The sequence below is a fragment of the Sphingobacterium sp. UBA7253 genome, assembly GCF_002472745.1.
Lineage (GTDB): Bacteria > Bacteroidota > Bacteroidia > Sphingobacteriales > Sphingobacteriaceae > Sphingobacterium > Sphingobacterium siyangense.
Genome location: NZ_DKSP01000146.1, coordinates 16,680 through 43,605 on the forward strand (window position 1 = coordinate 16,680; position 26,926 = coordinate 43,605).

17 protein-coding genes are annotated in these 26,926 nt (G+C 41.9%); 9 read left to right on the top strand and 8 right to left on the bottom strand.

Annotated features, from left to right (window positions below; translation table 11 throughout):
• Positions 1–17: 17 nt before the first annotated feature.
• Positions 18–1,274: a glycoside hydrolase family 88 protein gene (locus B2X72_RS15055; RefSeq protein WP_145328886.1), complete on the bottom strand. Its 1,257-nt coding sequence runs from the start codon at positions 1,272–1,274 to the stop codon at positions 18–20.
• 44 nt (positions 1,275–1,318) lie between these two features.
• Positions 1,319–3,247, bottom strand: coding sequence for a heparinase II/III domain-containing protein (locus B2X72_RS15060; protein ID WP_286850333.1), 1,929 nt, complete (start codon positions 3,245–3,247; stop codon positions 1,319–1,321).
• Between the two features lie 338 nt (positions 3,248–3,585).
• Between B2X72_RS15060 and B2X72_RS15065 the strand changes: the two genes are divergently transcribed.
• Positions 3,586–4,278 (top strand): outer membrane beta-barrel protein, encoded by a 693-nt coding sequence (locus B2X72_RS15065; RefSeq protein ID WP_286850334.1) that lies wholly within the window; start codon positions 3,586–3,588, stop codon positions 4,276–4,278.
• A gap of 143 nt (positions 4,279–4,421) precedes the next feature.
• Here B2X72_RS15065 and B2X72_RS15070 read toward each other — a convergent pair whose 3' ends face one another.
• On the bottom strand, positions 4,422–6,812 hold the full coding sequence (locus B2X72_RS15070) for a TonB-dependent receptor (RefSeq protein ID WP_286850336.1): 2,391 nt from the start codon (positions 6,810–6,812) through the stop codon (positions 4,422–4,424).
• Positions 6,813–7,281: 469 nt separating this feature from the next.
• On the opposite strand from B2X72_RS15070, the gene B2X72_RS15075 reads away from it, so the two are divergent.
• The 8 genes from B2X72_RS15075 (at position 7,282) to B2X72_RS15110 (ending at position 20,018) form a co-directional block, all read left to right on the top strand.
• A complete protein-coding gene (locus tag B2X72_RS15075) occupies positions 7,282–7,902 on the top strand; it encodes an RNA polymerase sigma factor (RefSeq protein ID WP_070563451.1) in 621 nt (206 codons plus the stop codon).
• A 63-nt stretch (positions 7,903–7,965) separates the two neighbouring features.
• On the top strand, positions 7,966–8,955 hold the full coding sequence (locus B2X72_RS15080; RefSeq protein ID WP_158638904.1) for a FecR family protein: 990 nt from the start codon (positions 7,966–7,968) through the stop codon (positions 8,953–8,955).
• Positions 8,956–9,071: 116 nt separating this feature from the next.
• Entirely contained in the window at positions 9,072–12,725 is a 3,654-nt protein-coding gene (locus B2X72_RS15085) for a SusC/RagA family TonB-linked outer membrane protein (RefSeq protein WP_286850363.1), read from the top strand.
• 12 nt (positions 12,726–12,737) lie between these two features.
• Positions 12,738–14,390 carry a SusD/RagB family nutrient-binding outer membrane lipoprotein gene (locus tag B2X72_RS15090; RefSeq protein WP_075991022.1) on the top strand — a complete coding sequence of 551 codons (1,653 nt, stop codon included), beginning with the start codon at positions 12,738–12,740 and terminating at the stop codon, positions 14,388–14,390.
• A gap of 65 nt (positions 14,391–14,455) precedes the next feature.
• Complete coding sequence (locus B2X72_RS15095) at positions 14,456–15,649, top strand: purple acid phosphatase family protein (RefSeq protein WP_145328872.1); 1,194 nt, start codon at positions 14,456–14,458, stop codon at positions 15,647–15,649.
• A 157-nt stretch (positions 15,650–15,806) separates the two neighbouring features.
• Positions 15,807–16,655 (top strand): glycerophosphodiester phosphodiesterase family protein, encoded by an 849-nt coding sequence (locus B2X72_RS15100; protein WP_145328869.1) that lies wholly within the window; start codon positions 15,807–15,809, stop codon positions 16,653–16,655.
• A gap of 93 nt (positions 16,656–16,748) precedes the next feature.
• Positions 16,749–17,243 (top strand): hypothetical protein, encoded by a 495-nt coding sequence (locus tag B2X72_RS15105; protein WP_145328867.1) that lies wholly within the window; start codon positions 16,749–16,751, stop codon positions 17,241–17,243.
• Positions 17,244–17,654: 411 nt separating this feature from the next.
• Complete coding sequence (locus B2X72_RS15110) at positions 17,655–20,018, top strand: glycoside hydrolase family 3 N-terminal domain-containing protein (RefSeq protein WP_182983310.1); 2,364 nt, start codon at positions 17,655–17,657, stop codon at positions 20,016–20,018.
• On the opposite strand, the gene B2X72_RS15115 is transcribed toward B2X72_RS15110, so the two are convergent.
• From B2X72_RS15115 to B2X72_RS15135, 5 genes are all read right to left on the bottom strand, one after another.
• Entirely contained in the window at positions 20,019–20,429 is a 411-nt protein-coding gene (locus B2X72_RS15115; RefSeq protein ID WP_145328865.1) for a hypothetical protein, read from the bottom strand.
• A 56-nt stretch (positions 20,430–20,485) separates the two neighbouring features.
• The gene (locus B2X72_RS15120) at positions 20,486–21,520 is read right to left on the bottom strand and encodes a sialidase family protein (protein WP_220801650.1); all 1,035 of its coding nucleotides are present in this window, start codon (positions 21,518–21,520) and stop codon (positions 20,486–20,488) included.
• Between the two features lie 161 nt (positions 21,521–21,681).
• Positions 21,682–23,118, bottom strand: a complete 1,437-nt coding sequence (locus tag B2X72_RS15125; protein WP_145328863.1) for an alpha-L-fucosidase — start codon at positions 23,116–23,118, stop codon at positions 21,682–21,684.
• 74 nt (positions 23,119–23,192) lie between these two features.
• Positions 23,193–24,776, bottom strand: a complete 1,584-nt coding sequence (locus B2X72_RS15130; RefSeq protein ID WP_286850371.1) for a SusD/RagB family nutrient-binding outer membrane lipoprotein — start codon at positions 24,774–24,776, stop codon at positions 23,193–23,195.
• A gap of 11 nt (positions 24,777–24,787) precedes the next feature.
• The gene (locus B2X72_RS15135) at positions 24,788–26,818 is read right to left on the bottom strand and encodes a TonB-dependent receptor (RefSeq protein WP_286850374.1); all 2,031 of its coding nucleotides are present in this window, start codon (positions 26,816–26,818) and stop codon (positions 24,788–24,790) included.
• Between the last annotated feature and the right edge of the window lie 108 nt (positions 26,819–26,926).

Below are 26,926 nucleotides of genomic sequence, written 5' to 3' on the forward strand. Positions count from 1 at the left end.
ATCTCCCCTTTGTATTTTTATTTTTTGAGCTGCTCCAACCGTGTCAAACCTTCCAGATAATAATAATCTGCATAGGTCAGCGGAACATCGATTTCCGAATGATGGGGTAAGCTACCCACACTATGCTGCAATAAGAAACCGCCATTGCTTGCATATTTAGCAAAATAGGTGGCTCCTGATAGTGTTTGCAGGCTTTCCTGAGCAAATGTCAAGTAGGATTTGCTTTCGGTGCCAGTGGTCATTGTTGAGAGTTCAATCAGTGCAGAAGCAACAATGGCTGCAGCTGAGGCATCGCGCGGCACAAAATTTAATTTCAAGGAAGAAAAATCAGCATCCGATTTATACCCCGGCTTTCCGGCATTAAAATCCCAATACGGAATTTTATTTTTTGGAAGATTCGGATGGGTCATGTAAAACTTTGCCGCCGCTTTTGCCGTTTTAAGAAATTCTGGTTTTTTGGTCTCCCGGTACATCATGGTAAATCCATAAATAGCCCAGGCTTGACCGCGTGCCCAGGTTGAATTGTCGGCATAGCCTTGGTTCGTTTGTTGGTGGATAGCATGGCCATTACCATCGTAATCGACAACATGGTAAGTACTGTGGTCTTTACGAAAATGGTTTTTCATGGTTTGGGTGGCATGACTGATGGCCACATCCTTATATTTGGTATCTCCAGTCAAGTCGGACACATAACACAGCATTTCCAGGTTCATCATGTTGTCGATAATGACTGGATATTTCCATAGGGTCTTGCCGTCCCAAGACTTCTTCTCGTTCCATGATTTGATGACGCCCACCTGCGGATTATAACGTTTAAGCGCAGTATTGGCCGAGTGGATGAGGATATCCTTGTAAGCGGCAACCTTTTTGGGATCTTTAAGGTATTTAATGGCATTGCCATAGGAACAATACATCACAAAACCAATATCATGATGTTGATCAAGGTCTTTGGCTTTTTCAAGCGCCTCTGTCCATTTGATCGCCGCAGCTTCGGTCTCTTTATTATGGGTATGGTTGTAGATATACCATAGTGACCCTGGAAAGAAACCGCCGGTCCAATCCCATTCGTCTGTCCCTACCAGTTTTCCTGCAGGACTCAATGTGCGTGGAAATTTGTGCTGCTTTTCTGCTGCTTGTTCTAAAAATTGATATTGTTTTTCTGCAGCTCTAAAACTTGTGTCAATAAAGCTTGGTTTTTGATCTGTAAAACTCAGTGCAATCAGACTGGATGTGATCACAAAAAGTGCTTTTAGACCAGGTTTTCTTTTTTTCATAACGGCTTATATTCTTAGTAAGTTACATAATAATCTGATTCTTTTTATTTTATAGCCTCTTGGCGAATCGTAAAGGTATATTTTCCAGCGGATTTGATGCTTTTAGCGGTGAGTTTGATGCGATAGAGTTCCTTACCCCATACCTGACTCAAACGTGGGTCATCTTGAGGAATGACATCGTAGCTCGCTGTGAACTGTCCGGCATCAAAGTGTAGGGTTGCGTGCCCATTATTGAGGCGGATTTCCCCTTTGCCAATTTTTGGTTCCTGAGCAACCAGAAAATGGATAATATTGGCCTGCTTAGGACCTGTGATTTTAAACTCATCCTGAATGTCCAGCCCGTTTTGTACGAGGGTGTAACTTCTATTCCAGTGTTCAACATTCGCCGACTTCGGATATGCTTTTCCAATATCAAGTTGGAATCTATTTTGTGCAGGCAGAAATGCTACATTTTCAGCTTTATATTCCTTTCCAAAAGATTGGTCTGCTCCATTGATCATCGGAACATTATGGTAAGCACTCTGCATCGTCCAGATACTGTATCTGTCATCGCTAAAGGTCTTTTTGGTATAGGTGCCGACACCGGCATCAATGAACAGTGGTTGTTGATCTTTGTATAAGATAAAACTCCCGACATCGTTATGGTTGTGACTTTCATTATTGAAACCACCTTTGGCGGCAAAGAAAAACGGACCCTTTTTGAGATATATAAATTGTGTTTCCGGATACCACTTCGCATTATTTTGAGGGAGCGCAGCGGTAACACGCTCTAGTTGTGGATAGCATCTCAGGTCTTCGAAGGCGCGAAAAATATCCCTTGAAGGTTTGAAATTTGCAGTTTTGTCGCCGGTATTTTCCATATATCGGGCAAATTGCATCATCTCGCTACTATTGACATCCTGTCCATAACGGTAGATCAATAGTGGGTCGCCGCCCCCTTTTGCCGAAGCGTCGGCAAAATTAACTACCCATTTATCTCCGCCAATATAGGATTGTGCAATGTACTCGCCCATATCGCGAATTACAGGTTTATCAAAAATATTGATCTTGCCCTTGGTGGCCAGCGAAAGTATTTTTAAATAATCGTACAGTTTGCCCGCAGCATGGCCCCAATAGGAGGGACCCTCTTCGCAGGCACCGTCTGTTTTGACATAATTGATAAAGCGATCCACAGAAGACATTGTCTTATAAATTCCCGCCAGTTGTATATCGGGATTGTCCTCAACCAAAAGCAAGGCCGTAAGAACATTAAAGTTACACCATGGATTCCAGTTATTGACCAACTGTCCTTCCTTGAGTTCAAATGCCTGCCACCACATGTCGTTACGATCCAAATAGGGCTGTATAATGCGTTGTTGGATCTGTTGTTTTAGACGGGTACTGATTTCGGGGTTTATCGTATTGAATGTATCGCGGAAGAAATAATGAACCCAGGAGAGGAGCGAGCCTACATCACCGGCCATCAGATCGACTACTTGTGTGCGCTCTTGCGGCAATGATCGCTTGCTGGACTGAAAGGCCCCAAGGTGTGCCGAGAGAGACCATGTTGCCATTTCCGTCAATTGCCAACTGCCGTTTAGGATTTGGTCAACAAAGCGCCCCTGTCCTTCTGCAAGCTCCGCCAACAGTAGGTTGGTCAGCGCAGTACAATTTTCGTTCATTGGCTTTTCCATTATGCTGCGGTTGCCTGAACGCTCATATTCAAGGTAGTCGGTTGCTTTGACGACCTGCCACTGGTAGTTCAGGGCCTCGTTTCCCTTTTTTATAATACGCTCTTTAAAGGGAGCCATCAGCTTATCCCAGGCTAAACGGTCGGAATAAGCCGGGTAGGGAACCCAAGATTTGTCATTGCCTAGGCTGGCTTTCAGGTTCTCTTGTTTAAATGCTCCTGTTAGCAGGTTCAGATCTTTCCCTAGCAGTCTTTGGAAAGAAAAACTGCTAAGGAAAAATAGTAGGATTAAGTAAATTCTCATAATTACCAATCTTGATTTTGTGGTAGTAATGCCGGATACATCCAACGATTCGTCGAAACGGATGTGTTCTTGATCTTGATCATAGGCTTTTAGATTTAATTGGTCTGAAAAATGAATTTTCTGTGAAGTGAATTTACAGTATTGATAGAGAACAATAAGGACGTTTTCTCGCAATCGTTTTCGTAACAGCCTGCCTAAAAACCGAAAGATTTTTGGTTAATATCTGTTTAGAAAGGTATGCCTGCTGTAGTATTTGGATCAATAATTCAAAGGTCAGTGTAGCGTCTGTAAGCGATTGTCGTTTAATAAGGAAATTATGTAAACCTATTTCTTTTCGTATGATGAATATCAAAAAAACCGCGTTATTGTTGTGTCTGTCATTTGGAGCATATGCAGGCTATGCGCAGACAAAATGGAATGTAAAAGCCGGAGTCGCCTTTTCAAATGTGGATGCTAAAAATAAAGCGGGCGATAAGGCCAACACGGCCGCGGTTGGAGGCCTGTATTTGGGACTCGGTCCCACATTACGCCTCAGTGAGCATTTCTCTTTAGAACCGGCATTTGTATTTGCTAAACGGGGCTTTAAACGAAAAGATGGGAGTTTTATAGGCTGGGGCAAAGATTTTAAAGCGAATACGTCTTATATCGAAATGCCTATCGATGTTGTTTTTAATGCTACGATCGGTGCAGGTAAGTTGGAGGTCGGTATAGGCCCTTATATCGGTTATGGATTGGGTGGGAAATGGAAAACTTCAGAATCTGTTTACCTAGACGATATTGCAATTGATAACAAGGGAGATATCAAGTTCAAAAATGATTCGAGTGAAGGTGAGTATGGGGATTATACACTTGGGAGACCTTTTGATTATGGCGCTCGTGCAAAAGTGAACTATCTTTTTAGGGAACATTATCTTGTCGGCATAGAATTTCAGAAAGGAATTGCCAATTTAGAATCCAAATGGGGGGATTATAAATCCGGGAATGCTATACGTAATCGCTCCTTGGGTATTTCAGTTGGCTATCGGTTTTAGTAACTTAAAAACAGTGAATAAATAAGCGTATTGTTGGAAGCATGAGCTTGTCTCATTAATCCAATCGTTTGTCTTCAGCGCCTCGTGTCTGGAGACAAACGATTGGAAATAAATCTTTCCGTTGTACTTGCTACTATTGGGCATTAGAATTCAATCCGGTAGTTAATGGTCGGAATGATACCAGTCCATTTTTGAGGTTCAATGATACGTTTGCTGAAATTGTAGTGCATACCCACAGTGTTTTCTCTATTAAGGAGATTCTGAATATCCAAAATAAAAAGATGGCTTACTTTTTTGCGGTTAACCCGATAGCTCGATGAGAAATCAACACGTACGTAGGGATCGGCAGTCAGGGTATTGATGCGATCTTGATCAATAACTTCTTCGTCTAAACGAAGCGATTCTTCTTCCAGAACAGGAGAGTACTTTCTTCCTCCGGCATAAATTAATTTGGCATTAAGACCGAACAGATTATTCTTACTCTTTCCCACGGTCCATTCTTTCCCCATCAATAAATTTCCTACATAACGCGTATTGAATGTGGTGTTGTATTCTTTGCCATTGCGTGCTTTGAATTTAGAATCAAAGAAGGAGGTCGTTGCCATGAAGTAATACCCCTTACTTAACGACTTCTCAAGCGTCAGCTCAATGCCGTAATTTTTGCCGGTTCCTTTATTGATAAGCTGACGGTAGTTTGATGTACCAATAGCTGCAATATCCGATACATTGAGTAAGGAGAAGTTGATGTCGGAATCTGTAGATACTGGGACATCATAAAGATGCTGATAATAGAGTTCTGTCTTAAACCGGAGTGTTCTGCTTAGGTTCTTTTCATAGCCAATAACAGCCTGAGCAGATTTCGTTGGCGAAAGAGGCTTGTTTGGCTCTAGGCTTGTTTGATCGCTACTTTTAGCAAAATAGTAGACCAAGGGCTCCAGTCGGTTATATAGACCAGTCCCAAAAGATATCGTTTGATCTGCGGCTACACGCCAGTTTAGGCCAAGCCTTGGCTCGATAGACCAGCTCTTGCTCAAGGCGAAGTAATTTGCATGTACTCCTGTATTTAGCGTTAGTTTGTCGTTCAAAACTGTTTTTAACTGTGCAAAAGCATCATAAGTACTTGTATTCCCAGTCTCATTAATCCGCTCTTTCAATGCTGCTAGCTCGGTGTCGTAGGACAGCGCATAGAGGTCATAGTGTAATAAACTTGCATTTAAGCCCGCTCTAATCGTGTTTTTACTGTTGGCGCGATAGTTTAGCGTACCCGCATAGCGAAGAGCCGTATTCGTAAATTTGTCCTTGTGATAGAGGCTGGAAACATAGTCCCGTGTTAATGTATCAGTGCTATTGGAATTACGGCTAAGGGACATGGAAACAATATTGGTGAAATATAATCTGTCGTTTGCAATGTATTGATGTTTTAGTCCAGCACTCCCCGCGTTGAACTTTAAGTTTAGATCTTGGGCGTCTGTTCGTTCGTCCCATTTTTCGTAATTACGCTCGGCAGTTTGTTGAAGTTTCCCCAAACCGCCTATACCGAATAAGGAAAAGGTTCCGGCTTTTTTTGTGGGAAATACAAAATTAAAAGAAAGGTCCTGATATTTTGGGACGCCAGTGTCTGAAACTTTTACACCTACTTTTTCCAGTAGACTCAATGAAGAATAGCGGTAACTAATCAAATAGGAAGCGTCACTTCCTTTTTTGAAAGGCCCTTCTAACGTTGCTCCTACGCCCAGTACTCCGACGTTGAATGTGTATTCGCGTTTGTCGGTATTACCTTTACGGAACCTAAGATCAAAAACACCCGCTGTTGCATTGCTGTATTCCGCGGCAAGTCCACCAGTATAGAAATCAGATTTTCCCAATACCATGGTATTGAGCATACTGATTCCGCCGCCTGCAGCGCCTTCGGCTCCAAAATGATTGGGATTTACAATTTCGATACCTTCAAGCCGCCATTGCAAGCTTTTGGGAGAATTTCCGCGAACAATAATTTCATTGTCATCGCCGCCGGCAGCAACACCTGGAAAACTCTGTGCCATACGGGCGGGATCAAAAAAGGCGCCAGCATAGCGGTTGGTCTCTTCCGGCGAAAAAGAGCGTCCACTCGTCATTGCCATCTGGTTGAGCGGTTGTTTTCCGGCATTGGCATAGACGACAGCTTCAGTTAATGCATTTATTTGTGGCTCCATTTCCACATTGACCATATTCTCCCGTCCACTGGTGATCAGTAATTCTGTAAATTCTTCTGGTTTATATCCTGCCATGCGAACTTGAAGCTGTTGACGCCCAACCGGAACTTGCTGCAGCCGAAATATGCCCTGTGCGTCTGTACTTACAGACTTTGTTCCATCACTGGATGAAATGACAATTGTGGCACCTGTAAGCGGTAATCTGGTATTTTTATCTATCACGGTTCCTTTGACAGTTTCGGTCACAACCTGATTTTTTTGCTTTGGCGCTGCTGGTTGCTGGGCGAATGTAAACCCTGCTTGAAGCGATAATCCAATAAGTAAGATTGGCGATAGTTTCATAAAAGATTAGTTTTTATCTTTATGACAGCCGACTTTCAATTTACCCTTAGCTTTTACCTAATTTTTTGTTTTTCACGCCGCGAATATGTATGATTCAACTTAAATTCACATGTCATTACATGAAATTTTATAGGTTTTACTGATAAGTAGTTATTAACATAAAGGTTGCTGATTACAAGTTAATTAACATTGTTGTTAACATTTTAGCTGAACTGTTTTTGTCCTAAATGCCTAATTGTAAAAAAATAGGACGTCCGCTACGTTTTTAACAAAAGATCTGCTCTATACTAGAAAGTTAACATGTTTATTAACAATTCCTGGGATGGTTTTTTACAAAGACTAAGCGGAGTGTATTCAAATGGCGCAGTTCATTTGAGTAGCGCAGTTCATTCAAATAATAGAGCGTATTCAAATAAAAGCTTCCCGAAAAATTAACATTTTGATAATCTGACGAACCTATCTTTGTTAGGTGAAAACTACCGAAGCCAATGTAGATAGCCACTATGTGTTGCGTTTTAAAGAAGGTGACCCCATTGCCTTTGCCCATTTCTTTGAGCGGTATTGGGAGGATCTATACACCGTCGCTTTTCGTCATCTTCGGGAAGAGGATCAGGCTAAGGATCTTGTGCAGGAAGTATTCATCCATATCTGGGAAAAACGATCGCTCGTGAGTACTGAATACTCCGATATAAAATTCTATTTCCACAAAGCCCTCAAAAACAAAATACTGAATTACTACGCCTCGGAGCGTGTACGAAAACAGGTCTTGGAGAAATCAATGGAACGTATGGACGCTTTTTCCAATTTGGATAGCCAGGCCTTTGCCAGGTATAAGGCGCTGGAGGCTATTGTGGATGATTCGATAGACAAATTACCTAGATTGATGAAAGCAGTCTACTTAATGCGTTCTGACAATTATTCAATAACACAAATTGCCAAGGAACTCAATCTGGCTGAACAGACCGTTAAGAACTACCTGTCAGAGGCCAAAAAGATTATGCGGTACGAATTGACAAGAAGGTTTGCGGACCACGATTCTGTATTTTTATTGCTCGCAGGAAGCTATCTCCTTTATGATTATTTAATATAAAGAACATATTTAATTAAAGTACTTTGCCCGTTTTGATCTGTATTAGTATAAAAATTAATGCAGGTGAATTTAGAACGCTTTAAACTTATCATAACAGATTATCTCGGAGGAAAATTGACTGAGGAGGAAAAAGGTCATGTTGACGACTGGTACGAGTCTATTTCAAACGATGATATTAATCCCTTTAGCGATGCAAATCATCGGGAAAAAATCAAACAAGAATTATTTATTCGTGTAGGAATAGCTGAAGCACCTGCGAGGGCAAAGAAGGTGGCCAACATACCGGTCAGAAAATTCTCTTGGCTTTCAGCAGCAGCGGCTATTTTGGTCCTAGGAGGCATCAGTCTGCTATTTTTACAGCACAACCCGATGTCGCTTTCTCGGAAGCGGACAGAAGCGGTCGCATTACTGACGGAAACGGTTACGAATGCGGGCGAATTGAAAGAAATTCAGTTACCTGATGGCACATCTATTTTTTTAAACGGAAATACACGTATCCGCTACGATCGTAAGAATTTTGCATCAAATAGAAAATTCTTTTTAGATCGAGGGGAAGCATTCTTTCGGGTCAGACGGGATACTTTACACCCATTTGAGATAGAAACAGGCAGCGTTTCTGTTGCAGTCCTAGGAACATCATTCAACGTCAACAATTCGATGTCTACTAAACATGTGACGGTCGAAGTTAAAACTGGGCGGGTGAGTGTTCTAAATGCAAAAAATGGAGCAAACCATATCCTTACAGCAGGTAAGGCCGTCCGGTATAGCGTAGTTAAAAATGATTTTAAAACTTTCGATAGCGATCCAGCTTACATCAGCCTTTGGACACAAGGCGGTATGCAATTGAATAACATCAGCTTCAAGGAACTGAAAGAAATAATCTATAACCGCTTCGGTGTTGTGTTGCTTACCGAAAATCTGAATACAGATCCATTCAATTATTCGCTTATGATACCACATGTACAGTCATTAGACCAGGTGCTGAATATCGTTTGCAATATTCATCAAATCAAATTTAGGAGGGAGAAAAATGAAATAATCTTATACAAATAAGCTGTAGGGGGTAGAACAGCATAATTTATCTGCCCAAGAAAAGTGCTCATCTGGCAAACCGCTAAATCGACCAGTGAGCACCTGAATATTCATGTTTAAAACATTCATACAAATATATGTATAAAATAATTAAGCTTACCGACCTTGCGACAAAGCTTGCCATCTGCGCTATGGTCTCTTGTGCTGTAACCAATAGCCATGCTGAGGGATTGGAAAAGATCAATCGCACTTACTGGGATAATATCAATATTCATTTGTCTAGTGGTAACGCCGCGCAGGCGGTACTGCAGTTGTCAAAACAAACAGGTCAAGCGATCGGCTACGATCGGAGTATGCTCCAATTAGATCGGATTTTAATTGCCGAAAAAAAATTCCAGAATGCGAGCTTCGAGGAAGTCCTTGCCTATATCCTGAACGGGACCAACATTAAGTCAAAAAGAGTGTCAGGGGGTATTGTCCTTGTAAAAAATACGGGTAAACAGGAATCTTATGACTTGAAATTGCAGCTTGTCGATCGTACAAAACAACCTATTGGGGGAGCTTCCGTGCATATTCCACTGACTGGACAGAGCGCCTTGTCAAATGCCAAAGGTGAAGTGACTATTCGACTAGCTGCCGGCGTATATGATGTACTGATAAGCCATGTTGGATATGAAAAAAAAGAGTTGAACGATCTCAAGCTCGATGCCAGCACAGCAGGTATACGTCAGGTGGTCTTAAACGAAGATGACAACGAATTGGATGAAGTGGTCGTGACTGCATTGGGCATCAAACGGCAGGATCGTTCCCTCGGTTATGCTGTCGGTAAAATTAAGGGCGAGGATATCAATCGGGTCAATAATGATAACTTTCTGGTTGGTATGGCAGGTAGAGTACCCGGGGTTTCGATTAGTTCTACAGGACCCACCGGTTCCAGCGTGAATATGGTGATTCGGGGGGCATCATCGCTAAGTACAGACAACCAGCCGCTATTTGTCGTAGATGGAGTGCCCTTGATGAATAGTTTAAATAATGTTGGTCAGATCGGTGACGACAACAAAGTGGATTATGGTAATGCAATTGCCAATATCAATCCCGAAGATATTGAAAATATTTCTATCTTGAAGGGGCCAAGTGCAGCTGCGCTTTACGGCTCACGTGCAGGTAATGGTGTAGTGCTGATCACAACCAAAAGTGGTAAGAATGCGGAGAAGATGACCATTGCTGTGACTAGTAACACAGTATTTGATATCCCGTATAAATTTATTGAATTGCATAACAAATTTGCAAGCGGTACCTTGCCATGGCGACCAGGCGACCTGCCCGGCAATTTAGTTATTGAGGAGGAGTCTAGTGTTATGGTAGGCCCTGCACTGGATAAGGGGTATAAAGCTGTCCAATGGAATAGTCCGCTTGACGAGAACGGTAAGCCCATTCCTACGGAACTAAAAGCGTACCCAAATAACATTAAAAACTTTGTCCAGACTGGGGTCACAAGTACCAATGGGATTTCCCTGAGCAACAGAAGCGAAAAATTGGACTATCGTTTCTCGTATTCCAATATGGCCAATAAGGGTATTATCCCCAATTCGGATCTGTTCAGAAACACCTTGAATATCAATTCGACCATGCGCCTTCGCAATAGTTTGACATTGGGGCTTTCGCTAGATGCCAGCAGAAATAACTCCAGCAATAGACCTGCAGGAAATCGGGGAACCAATCCGATGCAAGCGGCCTATGAAGTTGCACCTCACATCAATATTCTGGAATTGCAGGATTATTGGTTGCCAGGGCAGGAGCAGATCCAACAGCGTTCACAGTCTATTGGCAACCACAATAACCCGTATTTCCTTGCTTATGGAGTGAATAATGCTTTTACAAGAGACCGCGTCTTTGGAAACTTACGGTTAGATTGGACCATCAAAAAAGATTGGACGGCCATGATACGGTACGCAACGGATATTTATTGGGAAAATAGGGAAACAAAAATCCCTTACAGTTATACGAACGAACCCAGAGGTGCTTATGGGATTGTTAATCTGATGAATATGGAACAGAATATCGACTTTCTGACGGCATATACAAAGAAGATGAGCGACTTTCAGATCACAGGATCACTGGGTGGAAATTTGCGGTATAATCGTGGTAAATCCGTGCAAAATACCTCAAAGAATGGCGCTGGATTAATCACGCCGGGACTCTACACATTGGCCAATATCAGTCCATTAAATTTGGATTTCTACAGTACAATTTCTGAAAGAGCCATAAACAGTGTTTACGGACTGATCAATCTAAGTTACAGGGATATGGTTTATTTAGATGTGACTGGGCGCAATGACTGGTCCAGCACCTTACCAGTGAACAATCGGTCCTATTTCTATCCTTCGGCATCCCTAAGTGTGCTAGCTAACCAGGTGTTTTCTCTGCCTAAAACGATCAATTTGGCAAAACTGAGAGCGGGTATTGCACGTGTAGGAAATGATACTTATCCCTATAATCTTTCCAATGTACTGAGTAATCCCGGTAGCTGGGGCGACGTATTGCGGCTAACACGTTCGGGATCACTCTTGGTTCCTAATCTGAAGCCCGAAATTGCCACATCTTACGAATTTGGCTTGGATCTAGGCATGTGGAATAATCGACTGAAGTTTGAAGGAACCTATTATAAGCTGGAGAACAAAAACCAAATTATTTCAACAACACTTCCCGGATCAAGTGGTTTCAATTCGAAAAATATCAACGCCGGACTGTTAAGCAGCCGCGGTATTGAACTTGCTGTTTCCGGGCGACCTATTGCCAAGGAAAATTGGTCCTGGGACGTTGGTGTCAACTGGCATCGCAATCGTACCCGTATCGATGAGCTTTCTGATGGTGTAGAGTTCTATACCTTTTGGACCGACGGTCGGGGTGGGGCACGTACCTATGTCGGGGAAGAGATCGGGGATCTGTACGATTCCAAGTTAGTGACCGTGGAGGATCAATCGTCGCCGTATTATGGTTTTCCTATTCTCAATAAAAATGGTTCTTGGCAGGCTGTACGGATCAATAATAGTCGCAACAAAATCGGAAATTTTAATCCCGATTTCACGATGGGCCTACAGTCAAGTCTTCGCTATAAAAAATGGACAATGAATATTGCCGCAGATATGCGTTTTGGAGGGAAATTTATGTCGCAGACCTATCGCTATTTCGAATCGAACCTAACCACGCAGCGTTTTCTTGATCAGATGATCAACCCCAATGGGATGACAGGCGAAACGCTACGCAATTATTTGGTCGATAACAATCTTGTTCGCGTGCAAGGCAATAGGTATCCCATTGTTGGAGGACCAGGCGAAGAGTATGGTGGTTATCCGATCAGTGTGGGTGGTCTTGTTGGCAATTTTGGGGTGTTTAATCCAGGTGTTATCGCACAATATGATGATAAAGGTAATATCACAGGTTATACAGAGAATCTTGGTGGTGAAGGAACAAAATATATCGCTTATTCAGACAATTACCCTTGGGATTTTATGAATGCAGCGACATTTGATGCTTCTTTTATCAAGCTTCGGGAACTGTCCTTTAGCTACGATTTATCAGGAAAATGGCTGAAACGTCTCGGAATAGAGAATGGCAGTGTGGGAGTCTATACCCGTAACCTGATCTTATGGACCAAAGCGAAAGTAGGTATAGATCCGGAAATGGCCTTCCAGCCAGAAACTGGCGTTGGATTTAAACAGGGGATTGAGCGCTACAACGTTACCCCTTGGTCAATGCCTATTGGATTTAAAGTAAATGTGACATTTTAATATACGACATAAATGAAAAATCAGTTGAAGAGATTCATCATGGCTGCAGTAGGCCTTGGGATGGTATGGAATATTTCAGCTTGTAAAGATCTGACCGAACTTAATATCAATCCGAACGGTGTAAGTGAGGAAGATGCCAACCCCAATCTGTTATTGCCGACGATATTGACAGGAACAGCGAAAAAATACAACGAATTGAGTTTCTCAGATCTTGGCGGAGTTATGCAGCACACCCAATTTGATGCATGGTTCAATTCACATAATGACTACGAATGGACAGGAGGGATTCTGAGCTGGGATGCCTATTATGGTTTTCTACGTGACAATGAGCTTATGCGTAAACGTGCGGAGAAATTGGGGCTAGATTTCCATAAGGGAGTTTCGCTGGTGATGCGCGCTTACTTATTCGGATTGGTGACTGATCTCTGGGGAGACGCTCCTTATACCGATGCCTTAAAAGCGGAACTGGGAGATGCTGTATATAATTTTCCGAAATACGATAGTCAGGAAATAATCTATAAGGGAATTATCGACGAGTTGAAACAAGCCAATGAACTTCTATCCCGCCCCGATGGTTCTTATGAGGTGCTGGCGAATGCGGATGTTTACTTTGGCGGAAAGGCTTCCAAATGGCGTCGTTTTGCCAATTCTTTGGCATTACGGTATTATATGCGCATTTCAGCAAAGTCTGCTGACTTTGCCAAACAGGGGATTGAAAGTATTGTTGCCAATCCCGATAAATTTCCAATTATTACGAGTACTACTGATGATGTATTGATGGATTTTGTTGGAAATAATGCAAATGACTCCTGGCCGTCAAATACAGTGTATGATGCCAGTGGAAGTAATTTTAGACGAATGAAAATGTGTGCAACACTGGTCGACCGGCTACAGGAACTTGGCGACCCTCGTTTGGCGGTTTGGGCAAGAAAGGTAGACATACCCATTGAGATCCGCAGCAACGAGCCCGCAGGTACAGATAAGATCGTTAATGGTGTTCGGATTGTATCGCCAGATGTCGTCAAAGGTGTTCCGGTGGATACCGATAAAGAGTATGTTGGACTGCCGCCAAGTGTATCTAAAAACCCTTCGGCCTACAACCTCAATCCAACACCGGGGCAGACCTCGATCAATCCGCATGTTTCTTACCTGAATGATAGCTATCGTTCGGCGAAGGGAAGTTTGTTAAAAGCACGCTTGCTTTCTGCTGCCGAAGTTAATTTTATTTTGGCTGAAGCAGCCTGGAAAGGATGGGGGCTGCCTGAGTCAGCCAAGACCTATTATGAGCGTGCTATACAGGAATCGTTGGCAAGCTGGGGAAAGGGCGCAGACTATTCCAACTATATCCGTCAGAAAGGTGTGGCGTTTGAAAATACGCAAGTGCAGATCATTGAACAAAAATGGATCGCCAGTTGGTCAACTGCCGCACAGTCCTGGTTTGATTATCGTCGCACAGGGTACCCCGCTTTAAAGGCCGGCCCCGCAGCCATTCGTACACAGCTTCCTGTTCGTGTACCTTATATGCAAACCGAAATGAGTGTGAATCAAAAAAATGCCGAGGAGGCCTTGAAACGTATTGAAAAGACCGCTTATTCACAAGCGGATAATGAAAATAGCGCTTGGTCAAAACCTTGGTTATTGCAAGGAACAAACAAACCCTGGTAATTCGTAATCATCAATTAAAAGTTATTAAATAGAGTAATCAAATCGCTTATAAAATCAATATCACAATGAAAATCAAACATATTCTTCTTGCTGTAGTACTGTGCTGCACTTTATTGGAAGGGAAAAGCCAGACGGATAATAAAGACAAACAACCTGATCGGATTACGTTGACCTGGTCCGATGAGCCCAGCAGTACGCAGTCTGTTTCTTGGCGGATCAATGCGGATAGGACCAAAATAATTGGTCAGATTGCTGAAGAACAGAGCAATCCAGAACTTGAAAAAAACGCGATCACAATAAATGGAACAGCGCTACCGCTCGAGCGAGGACAGCAAGAGGATGCTTATGGACAGGTAACCTTCCGTGACCTGAAACCCGGTACAGTTTATGCCTATCGCGTTGGAGATGGCAGCAATTGGAGTGCCTGGAACCAATTTAGGACTGCGGAGCGTTCAGGCGCGTTTTCATTTATCTATTTGGGTGATGCACAGAACGACTTACGTTCACGCTGGGCACGTGCCATTCGGCGTGCTTTCCAGCAGGAAGCGAATGCACGCTTTATTGTTCACGCGGGCGATCTGATCAATCGTTCGAATGCAGACGAGGAGTGGGCAGAATGGCATGAGGCCGCAGGATTTATTCATCAGATGATCCCTGCTGTTCCAACACCGGGTAATCACGAGTACCGTCGCGACTCGCTTGGGAAGCTTGTACTTGACCCGCATTGGAAAGCACAATTCAACTTGCCAAGGAATGGCCCTGAGGGTATACAAGATGCTGTTTACTACCTCGATTACCAGGATCTACGTATGATCTCCCTAAATTCTCAATTGATTATGCTCGACTCTACTGCAGCAACGATACAGGAAAAGTGGTTGGAGAAAGTGTTGTCTTCATCACCAAAAAAATGGAATATTGTTGTCATGCACCATCCCGTATACTCTACGGCAAAAAATCGTGACAATACCATCTTGAGAGAACGTTTCAAACCTATTTTCGAGAAATATGGTGTCGATTTGGTCCTTCAGGGCCACGATCATACCTACGCTCGTGGCGGGCTGGGTAAAAAGCGACCTGTCTATCTCCTGTCTGTAGCGGGGCCTAAGATGTATGAATCTGATTCTGAACGCTGGATGGAAGTTGCAACGTCACAGACGCAATTGTATCAGGTGATCAAGCTGACCGAAAATAAATTGTATTTTTCAAGCTACAAGCTGAATGGGCAGTTGTTTGATTCATTCGAGTTGTCGAAAAAGTAGAACGTCATAGACGGAAGGTAATCCATTCAAACCGGATTACTTTCCGTCAATATAATTGCGGGATTCACTCCATGACGCGATTGAGATGTAACTGCAGCGAGATCGCCGGTTTTTAAGGTATAACAAAAAGAGATTGCAAAAAAATAACTATACAGCAATGAAAAAGATTTTATTTTCTACTATTCTGTTGGGTATAATAGTAAGTTCTACGACCCACTTATATGCTCAGTCGATCGATTTAATAAAAAAGTTAGAGCAAAAAAGTTTACACATTGCCGCACACCGGGGAGCTCATCTGGAGCAACCTGAAAACTCAATTGCTGCTATCGAAGAAGCCATTCGGCAGGGGGCTTCCGTGGTAGAGGTCGATGTGCGGGCCACCAAAGATGGTGTACTTGTATTGATGCACGATAAAACAGTCAATCGGACGACAACCGGGCAAGGAGAGGTCGCCAAACAAACCTATGCCGAGCTTCAACAGCTTCACTTACGCAAAAAGGCTAATGGTGAAGGCTCGGATCATGTTATACCAACGCTATCGGAAGCTTTGCGCGTTGCAAAGGGAAAAATCCTTGTTGATCTCGATTTTAAAGAAGATCGCAAAGAGTTTATTAAGAAAACCTATGCGCTTGTTGAACAGGAGGGGATGGAAGACCAGGTACTATTTTTTCTCTATGATTATAAAGACATGCTCAAGATTTACAAACTCAATCCAGCGATCACGCTTTTTCCGAGGGCACGTAATATGAAGGATCTAGAGGCCATACTAAAGATGAAATTAACCTCAATTGTCCATCTTGATGAATCATTTATTGATGCCGAAAAACTTAATGCATTGCGCCAACAGGGCATTTATTTTTGGATGAATAGTTTGGGGGAATATGACGACAAAGCAGAACAGGAGGGAAAGAAAGCTTATCGATCTTTTTTGGAGAAATATCCTTTTGTACGTCTTATTCAAACAGATCATCCTAATTTGTGGCGCGAAGTGCTTTCCGGATCTTAGTCTATTTTTATCTGTTTAATTAAAAATGCTTGATTTTATTGTAGCGATATTGTTAGAACGATCGTTCTCAAGATATAACTAATGGAAACCGTAATGAATAAATTATTTACAGGGAGTTTTGCAATCCTCTTTTTACTGACGAGCTGTAGTAAGGAAAATGAAATGACTGTACCTATGGATGTTCAAAAACAGCTGGAAAGTTTTGAATGGAGCCCCATCGTGTCTGCGAAAGGGACGACAAACGAGCAATTGAAGCACAAACCGAAAGATTGTGAAAAGGATAATGTGTATACATTTACATTTGCTGAATCAGCGAATAAGTTCACTGTCAATCGTGGTAAAGAACTATGTGGGGATGATAAGTTGACATTTGAAAGTTTGATTTTTGCTGAAGGACAGCATCGCGCATTTGCCTATGATAAAGAGAAGAAAAGTATCAAGTTTGCCGACAGTAGCCCATACCAAAGTTATGAGGTACAGCTTGATGGTGATCAGCTCATATTAATTTCGCGCAATAATAATCCTCTAGCATACGCAGCTCCAATTGAATACTATTTTCAAGGTAAGCGAACGGCTGCAACAAAATAAGATAAGTAGTATATTTCCTTTAACATTCAAAATAAAGACGGCTTGCTGTCTTTATTTTTTTGTTCAATTCTGTTTTGATGAAATTGCAATTGAATCTTTCACATTAGTTTTTTCTTTGTCTAACTGTTTTGTTGTTGCCCAACGTGCAAGAATGAATTTCGTGGATATTTGCCATTTGCTCTCCTCTACTTCAATACATAAAGTAAAGCCTGTGTTAGGTTGTTTAGATGAACGCTGTTCAAACCGATGCTGCCGCCCTATGATTATTAAAAGAATTAGGAATCAAAATTTAACTTGATTATTTAGGCTAAATCGTTAATTTAGTGGTTTGGAAACCGGTTGCATAGATAATGTGAAATAATAAAACCGGATCCGATTAATGAAGAAAACTAGATAAATAATAATCCACTTATGAAAGTCCGTATATTACTTATGGCGGCAATGGCGACATTGCTCTGCCCACAACTTCAAGCCCAGCAATTGCCCTATAAGAATAGTACATTACCAATTGAAAAACGGGTAAGTGATCTATTGGGAAGAATGACTGTGGAAGAGAAAGTCGGGCAATTGAGCAAATTGCTGGGCTGGGAAATGTATAGCAAAAACGGAAAGCAGGTTACAATCAGCAATAAATTGCGAAAGGCAGTAAAAGAACAGCATATCGGATTGTTATGGGCAACCTTACGTGCAGATCCTTGGACACAGAAAACCTTACTGAATGGCCTGAGCCCTGTGGAAGCTGCGCGCGCTACAAATGCGATCCAACGTTATATGGTGGATAGTACTCGACTAGGGATTCCATTGTTGTTGTCTGAGGAGGCGCCACATGGACATATGGCGATTGGTGCAACAGTGTTCCCTACCGCGATCGGACAGGCGAGTACATGGAACCCACAGTTGATTCAGGATATGGCATCAACAATCGCCATGGAGACTTATGCTGTGGGTGGTAAAAACGGCTATGGTCCTGTATTAGATTTGGCACGAGATCCACGTTGGTCGCGCACTGAAGAGACCTATGGGGAGGATCCCTATCTGATCGGTCAGATGGGAACTGCAATGATCCGTGGTTTTCAGGGTGAGAAGCTAGGTGAGCGCGATAAAATAATAGGAACTTTAAAGCATTTTGTAGCCTATGCCGCTCCAGATGGCGGTCACAATGGTGAGTCCGTATCGGTTGGAGAACGAAGCCTGAGACAGTATTTTCTGCCGCCTTTTGAGCGTGCTGTAAAATCGGGAGCTGGGTCGGTAATGACAGCATATAATAGCATTGATGGTATTCCTTGTTCTGCCAACCCCTGGTTGCTAAAAGACATTCTACGTAAAGACTGGGGATTTACGGGGTTTGTTGTATCGGATCTACTGAGTATATCAGGGCTCAATGGAGGGCATGCAACAGCAGCGACTGCAGAAGAAGCGGCTTCACAAAGTATACATGCCGGATTGGATGTCGATCTAAGCGGGACTGGTTATGGTTCAAATCTGCTTAAGGCTGTCCAACAGGGGCTCGTTGAACCTGCTGTTCTTGATACAGCAGTAGCCCGTGTACTGCGAATGAAGTTCAATTTGGGGCTTTTTGATCATCCCTATGTGGATGAAAAGTTGGTAGCGCAAAAAGTCGCTACGGCACAAAATAAAACGGTAGCAAGACAGGTGGCCCGCGAGTCGATTGTTTTGCTTAAAAACGATCAGCATATCTTACCCTTAAGTAAATCGTTGAAACGAATAGCCGTTATAGGACCGAATGCCCACAATGCCTATAATCAGCTGGGCGATTATACTGCTCCACAAGCTGAGGGGAAAGTTCAGACCCTCTTGACCGGAATACGGGCGGCAGTTGGTAACAGTACCAAGGTTGATTATGTGAAAGGTTGTGCAATCCGTGATACAAGCAATTCCGATATCGCTGCCGCCGTCGCAGCTGCAAAGCAGGCCGATGCGGTGGTTTTAGTCCTGGGTGGTTCGAGTGCACGTGATTTTAAAACGTCGTATCAAGCAACTGGAGCAGCCAATGTGGATCCCAATACGGTAAGTGATATGGAGAGCGGAGAAGGATTTGATCGCGTTTCTTTGGATATGATGGGCGATCAGATCAAGTTGCTGAAAGCGATACAGGCGACGGGAAAACCAGTTGTACTTGTTACGATTATGGGGAGACCATTGAACTTAAATTGGGCAGCTGAACATGTGCCTGCGATCGTGAATGCCTGGTATCCGGGACAAGAAGGCGGCTTGGCTATTGCCGATGTATTGTTCGGTGACTATAATCCGGCTGGAAGATTACCGATTTCGGTACCTCGTTCGGTCGGCCAGCTTCCTGTACATTACAACCATACAAAACCTAAACATCACGATTATGTGGAAATGTCGGCCAAACCATTGTATGCTTTTGGTTATGGGTTGAGCTACAGTAGTTTTGATTACTCCAATTTACAGGTCTCGCTGAAGGAGAATGGCAATGATTTTGTATGTACAGTGTCGTTCGACGTGGTAAACCAGGGCAAATTGGCGGGCGATGAAGTCGCTCAGTTGTATGTTGTGGATGAAGTAAGTTCGGTGGTGACACCTGTTATGCAGTTGAAGCGGTTTGAGCGTAAAAACATTGCCGCAGGAAAGAAAGAACGTTATTCTTTTCAATTGACCAAGGAGGACCTCAAACTTTGGAATGCAGGTAACGAATGGAAGACGGAAAAAGGCAGGTTTAAACTTTTGGTCGGCGCATCTTCCGATGATATCCGGTTGAAGGGAGAATTGGAATTAACGAAGGATTATTAATTAATCCTTCGTTAATTTATAGATATAGCTATTATGTTGATGGGGAGCTTTTGTTAAAGTTAGATCGTTTCCATTCACTAAATAGGTGTAATTGTGGTTCAATATTAAAGCCCAATCGAAGTCGGCGGTCCATACATTTTTATCTTTGAAAATAATTTGGTCGCCATTAATCTCATATGTTCCTGAGCCACCTGCAGGAAATCTATTTTTGTTTGCTGTACAAAAGAAACTGTCCGCTTTAAACCGTACAGTTACGTCTCCAGTGAAAGTTTGGTCCTGATTTTTATAGCTGACTATAAATTTTCCTGAATAGGTTCCCTCGAGATAGAGGTTGTGATTAGCAGTTTCCTTTGAGCAACCTACGGATACGATATATGCTAATAATGTTAATAATTTTGATATTGATCTCATAACTTGGTTTTTAGCATACAACGAAGTTACTGCCATTTTTGTTACAACTATCATTCTTATTTGAGCACAATATGCTTGATACTTTTCCTATTCCAGGTATAGGTGATGTGGATAAGACCGTTTGTGTCCTGAATAATTGTCGGATAAGAATATTCATCGTTCTTTACCCCATCTTCAAGGGTTAGGACATCTTTCCACTGTAAGCCATCCTTTGATATGGCGACATGGAGTTTTGTGCGTCCTTCCCACCAGTCGTTGCCAGCGATGGCCGGATTGAAGACGATCATAAATAAACCATTATTTAAACGGATGGCGTCTGTGGCAGAATTGGGATTGAGCAGGTTTGTGGCTTGCCAGGGGCCCCAGGTAAGGCCTTCATCTGCTGAGAATGCGGCCATTACTTTATTTTCTTTACTTCGACAGAGCACCTGAATGCGTCCATCTGTATGTTGGATCACACTTGGCTGAATAACCTGGATACTGGTATCGGGGCGTATTGCGCTGACGGACCAGGAGCGGCCATGATCGCGGCTGATTTCCAGGTGTGCTTTCCAGATTTCTTCTTTGGACTCCGTGCTGGAAGGGGAGAGAAGCAGTCCGTTTGTCAAGGTGAGCGGTTTATTCTTGATAGGCCCCAAAATACCTTCAGGCAACTGCTGCGCTGCAGACCAGGTCGTTCCTTTATCCAGTGAATGTTTGACATAGCCTTTCCATTCTCTGGGATTGGGCCCTATTTTATAATACAAAGATAGGGTGTCACTGTGCGGGTATTGATAGAAGACAGGATTCCATGTTGGAAAGCGGTTGTCACCAAGGATACCGTCTGCAATCTGTACAGGACGCTGCCATTGTCCATGGCTATACAGTGAACTCCATATGACAACATCGGGGTTAGATTCATGTGTACCACCAAACCAGGCTGCCAATAAACTGTCTTTTCCGATGACTTGAATCGTGGAAGCATGGCATTGTTGGAATGGAACCTGGCCTGTTTTAAAAATTTGCTCTGATACCAGGATCTGAGGTTTATACGTTGCACATGAGGAGAGAAAAAGAAGGATAAATAGTGGAAATAGGTTGATTTTTTTCATTGGAATTTAAGGTTCTAAAAACCCCATAGTTTGTTGATGACTTATTTTCTTATTCCTGAGCAGAGGCTTTGGGAATATTGAGATGTTCAGGCGGTGATCGGTAAACAATGACCTTGTTAAATGATAAAATTCCGTTGGATTATATCCAACGGAATTTTATATTATTTGCTTTGCAATTGAATTGCAGTCGCATAACTAAATCGTGTACTAGGGCTTCTTAAGGTAATTTGGTTACCACGTTGAGACCAGTCTAATTTACCTTTATGACCCAAAATAGCGATTTTCTTTACGCTAAAATTATCAGGTACTTGAAAGACGTATTCGTTTGGCTGCTGGTAAGTATCACCTTCAGAAAGATGGAATACATTGACCACTTTACTGTCTTTGCTTCTAGTGTAGTAATAGTCACCTTGGTGATATGGAGCAATCGTACGTGTTGCAAACACTGCAGTTTGATTGATTTTCATCCAGGCTGCCAGTTCGTTCAAGCGATCGTATGCTGCCTGGTCATAATCTCCTGTTGGGCCAGGGGCGATGTTCAATAGGTAGTTTCCACCGCGGGAAATAATTTTTACCAATGTTTCAACAATCTTTTTGGTCGGTTTGTATTGGTCGTTGGGCACATAGCTGAACGAATTTCCCATGGTGATACAACTTTCCCATGGAATATCCAAGGGATGTTCAGGAATCGCTTGTTCAGGTGTGACATAATTTTCCCAGTTTCCAGGTACTGTACGGTCGACAACGATAATGCCGGGTTGATTTTTCCTTGCCATGCCCCCAATGCGGTCCATGTCAATATTCTGATCCATTTTGATTGTCTGTTGCCAGTCAACAGATTTGTCAACGGTTTCTAAGGGGCGCACCTGACCACCATCCAACCAAAGAATGTCGACTTTGCCATATGCTGAGGTCAGCTCGTTGATTTGATTGTAGGTAAAGTCTTTGAATTTTTGCCAACGATCCGGATATTTTTTAGGGTCATAATTTACATTTCTGTCTTTTGGCGGAAAGTATGACCACCAGTAGTAATCGGAGTGCCAGTCCGGTTTGGAGAAATAAGCCCCAATTTTAAAACCGTCATTGCGGAAGGTATTGAAGATTTCTTTGGTCACATTTGCCTTTGGGTTTGTGGAAAATGGCGTTTTGGAGGATGTAATTTTATAATCCGATTCTTTGGTATCGAACATGGCAAATCCATCGTGATGTTTTGTTGTAAAGACGACATATTTCATGCCGGCAGCTTTTGCGGCATCGGCCCATTTTTGTGGATTGAAATCCGTAGGATTAAAGGTGGTCTGTAGATTTTCGTAGTTCTTGAGGTATTCAAAATAAGTTTTACCATGTTCGGGTTTGCGTTGGGTCCAGCCTTCATCTTCAGGACAGATACTCCAGCTTTCAACGATTCCCCATTGACTATAGGTACCCCAGTGCATGAAAAGACCAAACTTCATATCTTGCCATTGTTCGAGATTTTCAATCACTAAGGGATCTGTCGGTTTTTGATAGCCATTAGATACGTTATGTGCCTGGCCAAACGCTAGTGTTGCGCTTGAAGCGATCAGCGCAGTGGATATAATGGTTTTTAATTTTTGCATGGATAAAGATAATGAAAATGATAAAAAGAAGGCCACCTTAGGTGGCCTTCTTGTAGATAGATGTAGTGTATACCTTAATTAACGTCCCAGAAAAGTTTGGTGTTGACGTTGTCTTGCGCTTTTACAGCATTATAATTTGCTGAATTATACACGCTTTCTGAAGGAGGTAAGTTAAATTTTACTGGTACTGTCTTTTGAATGTCAGCGTTTTGAACAACAAAATCAAACTTAGGCAGATCCAAACGACGTTGCTCAGACCAAGCTTGTACAGTTTGCAAAACATTAAAATGTATCCATTTTTGCGTCGCAATTAGTTCAAGTTTATTAGATGCGCCTGCCCAGTTTACATTATTTATATAGGTAGTGATCGCTTCAGTCGTTGGAGCAGCGGGCGCAACAACGGTATTGTCGTTGGATCTGCTTCTAATAATGCGATATAAATCAATAGATTCCTTAATACTGTTTTCAAATGCTGTTTTTGCAGCCGATGCATTTCCAGCTTTATTGTAGTACTCTGCCAGCAGTAAATTTGTTTCAGTTGCTGAAAATAATATACCTGGAAAAAATTGATTTCTAGAATATGTTGAGCGGTTGTAGATCGCCAATGTTCCTCCTGTAGCTAAAGCAGTTTGATCGGCACTTACTTTACTTTGATCTAGCCCAATATATTTCCCCGCAGCTTTTTCGCCTGGTTCAAACATGAACGGCAATCTTGGATCGACCTTCTCTAGCATATGATCAATCATTTTTTTGCTTCCTAGATTAGCATACCAACCACTTGCCTCAAACGCATCTCGGATATTTTTTGTTTGAATACTGTTGTCATCAAGGTTATAAATATCCAGTTGCGCATTTTCTGCGTTCGTTAAAATCAGTGGATTAGTAGCTTGATTATTAACAATTTCTGCAATTTCCTGATTTGCTTGTGTGGCAAACTTTGAGCTCGCTGAAACTCGGGTTAGTATTCTTAGCCTAAGTGAGTTACAATATTTTTTCCACAATGCGATATCACCATTATTGATTATATCTTGCGTCTTAAATTTGTTGGCGGTGGCACTACTTACTGTAATTGAATTTAATTCAGCGCTGATACTTTTTAAATCAGTCATCATTGCCGCATAGATGTCCTCGGGTTGGTCATAGGCCGGATACGAATTTTGATAATCACTATTGTTCGTACTCAACATACCTGCCTTAGACCAAGGAATAGCGCCATGAAGATCTACAGTTTGTTGTGTTTCATCATAGAAAAGAACTTTTGCAGTTAAATAGTAAATCCTATTTTCTTTTTTCTCAACATCGGCAGATTTATTATAAATAGTTTCTAGCTCTCTATACTGAGCAAGGCCTTCGTAAAATCTTGACCAACGGTCTTCTATACCAGCAGCTCCAGGCAATAGTTGATTTGTCTCGTTAATCCAACCAGTGATATGTAGATATCTAAATATGGTTGGTCTAAGCGTAACAAATAAGTTTCTGTATTCAGGAACAATAAGTTGTCTGTAACTGTAAATCATACCGGCAAACTGTTTTTCAACGGTCGTCTCCGTAACTTTTCCTGGATCACGATAGTTTTCATCAAATGAACTTTTGCTGCAAGAATTTGTGAAAGCTAGTGTGGCTGCACACAGCCCCATATATAATATGTAATTTTTCATGTCTTTAATTATTAGAAGCTAGCACGTAGCATTAAACCATATGTTCTTGTTGCCGGACTTGTTCCTGCATTTGAAACTTGATCAATCCAGTTTGAACCACCAGTCATTTGTTCAGGATCTAGATCCTTTATACTTCTGTAGATAAAGAATAAATTACGTCCAAATGCGGAGATTTGAAGATTTTTAGCCCTTAATTTCTGTGCAACTGATTTTGGTAGACGATAGGCTATTGAAAGCTCACGCATCTTAATATAATTATTCTTTTGTACATATAATTCGTAACGTGAGTTAGAATATTGTGGTCCACCCCAATTGTAAGTGTTATTGTAGTATACGGCTTGTGAAATAATGTTATCATTTTGTGATCCATCGGCTTTAACGCCGCTCATTAACATACCATCGTGATAAACAGTCTCCCCATTCGGACCTGTACTTCCGGATGTTGCGATCCCTTTTCCATTGGCAATGTAATAGCTAAGTCCACCATGCTCTGTATCCATGTTGTTTAAGCTTTCCTCTAAGAGACCTCTACTGATCATCCAGTTTATACCTGTTGGCATAACATGGCCACCCCAGCGAAAATCAAGCAAGGCATCCAACGTGAAATTTTTATACGTAAATGTATTTGTTAAACCACCTACGGCTTTAGGCATTGCATTTCCTGCTTTGATCCAAGTGTTGGCATCCAATTGGTATAAACCGTTATCTTGGACAATTTTGTTACCATTTGCATCAGTAGCTAATGGGTGTATCATGATATCGCCCATTGGTTGACCTACCTTTGATACCAATTGTGCTGCTGAACCATCATAATCTTTATGCAAAAGCTCGGAAACGCCCCCAGGTAACTCTTCTACAATATTTTTGTTCATCGAGAAGTTTAATACTGTATTCCATTTAAAGTTCTCATTTTGGATCGGTGTACCCGTGATTCCAAATTCCCAGCCCTTATTGCGTAATGTTCCTACATTGGCCACGATTGAACTTGAACCCATAGAGATCGGTAAGGTATAATTCAGAATTTGGTCTTGAATTAAGCCGTTATAGTAGGTGATATCAAAACCTAAACGATTATTTAGTAATCTTGTTTCTAAACCGAATTCATACTCTTTTTTGCGCTCAGATTTAATCTTTTCATTTCCAAAGGCACTTGTCGGTACATTCGTATAAATTACAGCTTGTCCACCCTGAGTTTGTACGCCCATGGTGTTCTGTGTATAACTTAGTGGACTCTGGTAGATCTGTGGATAGTTACCCACAATACCAAATGATCCCCTTAATTTAGCGTAACTGAATATTTCAGGTAAATGGAAAGCTTCTGACAAAACTAAGCTTGAGTTTACGGAAGGATAGAAAGTAACATTGTTGTCTGGATGCATTGTAGAGATAATTTCTCTTCGCAATGTTCCCTCAACAAACCAGTAGTTTTTATAGTTAAAGTTCAAGGTTCCGAATAGCGCATCTCTCAATTGATTTCTGCGGTAATTATATTTGGAATTTCCACCAATTGTGTTCACAGAAGCATTGATATCATACCAATTTCGAACACTTAGTCCACCCGCAGTTTCTCGTTGTACATAGGTATCCTGACTCTTAGTCGCAGTATAACCGAGCATAGCACCAACTTTGATGTCTTGATTGATCTGTTTGCTATAAGAAGCCAAGAAATCTGCATAATAAATATTGGCATTTTGTTGGCCTAAACCAAAATACCCTGTATTTTCATAAGCTAGCGGCTTTTCATTTGGTTGTTTATCTTCGGTACGGAGTGAGGTCATATCTGCGGAGAATCGTGCTCTCAAAGAGAAATCGCTTGTCACTTGCCAAGTATTGGTTACCGAACCCAACACGCGATTGGAATACTCATCATATTGTCTCGCTTTTGAGTTCCAGATAAAATCTAATACATCCGTTTTGTAACCATTATATATTAAATTTTCAGATGGTGTCAAACTTTGATTTGTTCCGGTCACATATTTATAACCTAAACTAGTTTTATATTTGTTTAGATACCAATCGGGATTGTCGAAAGTCGAAATCATCCCGGTAAAATTATTTATTAAACGATCCGTAAGAAATGGTCTGTTATCACATCTGTCCTAAATAAATTTTAGGATTGGATTTCTGTTGTACAGGCATAGCTTTTTTCA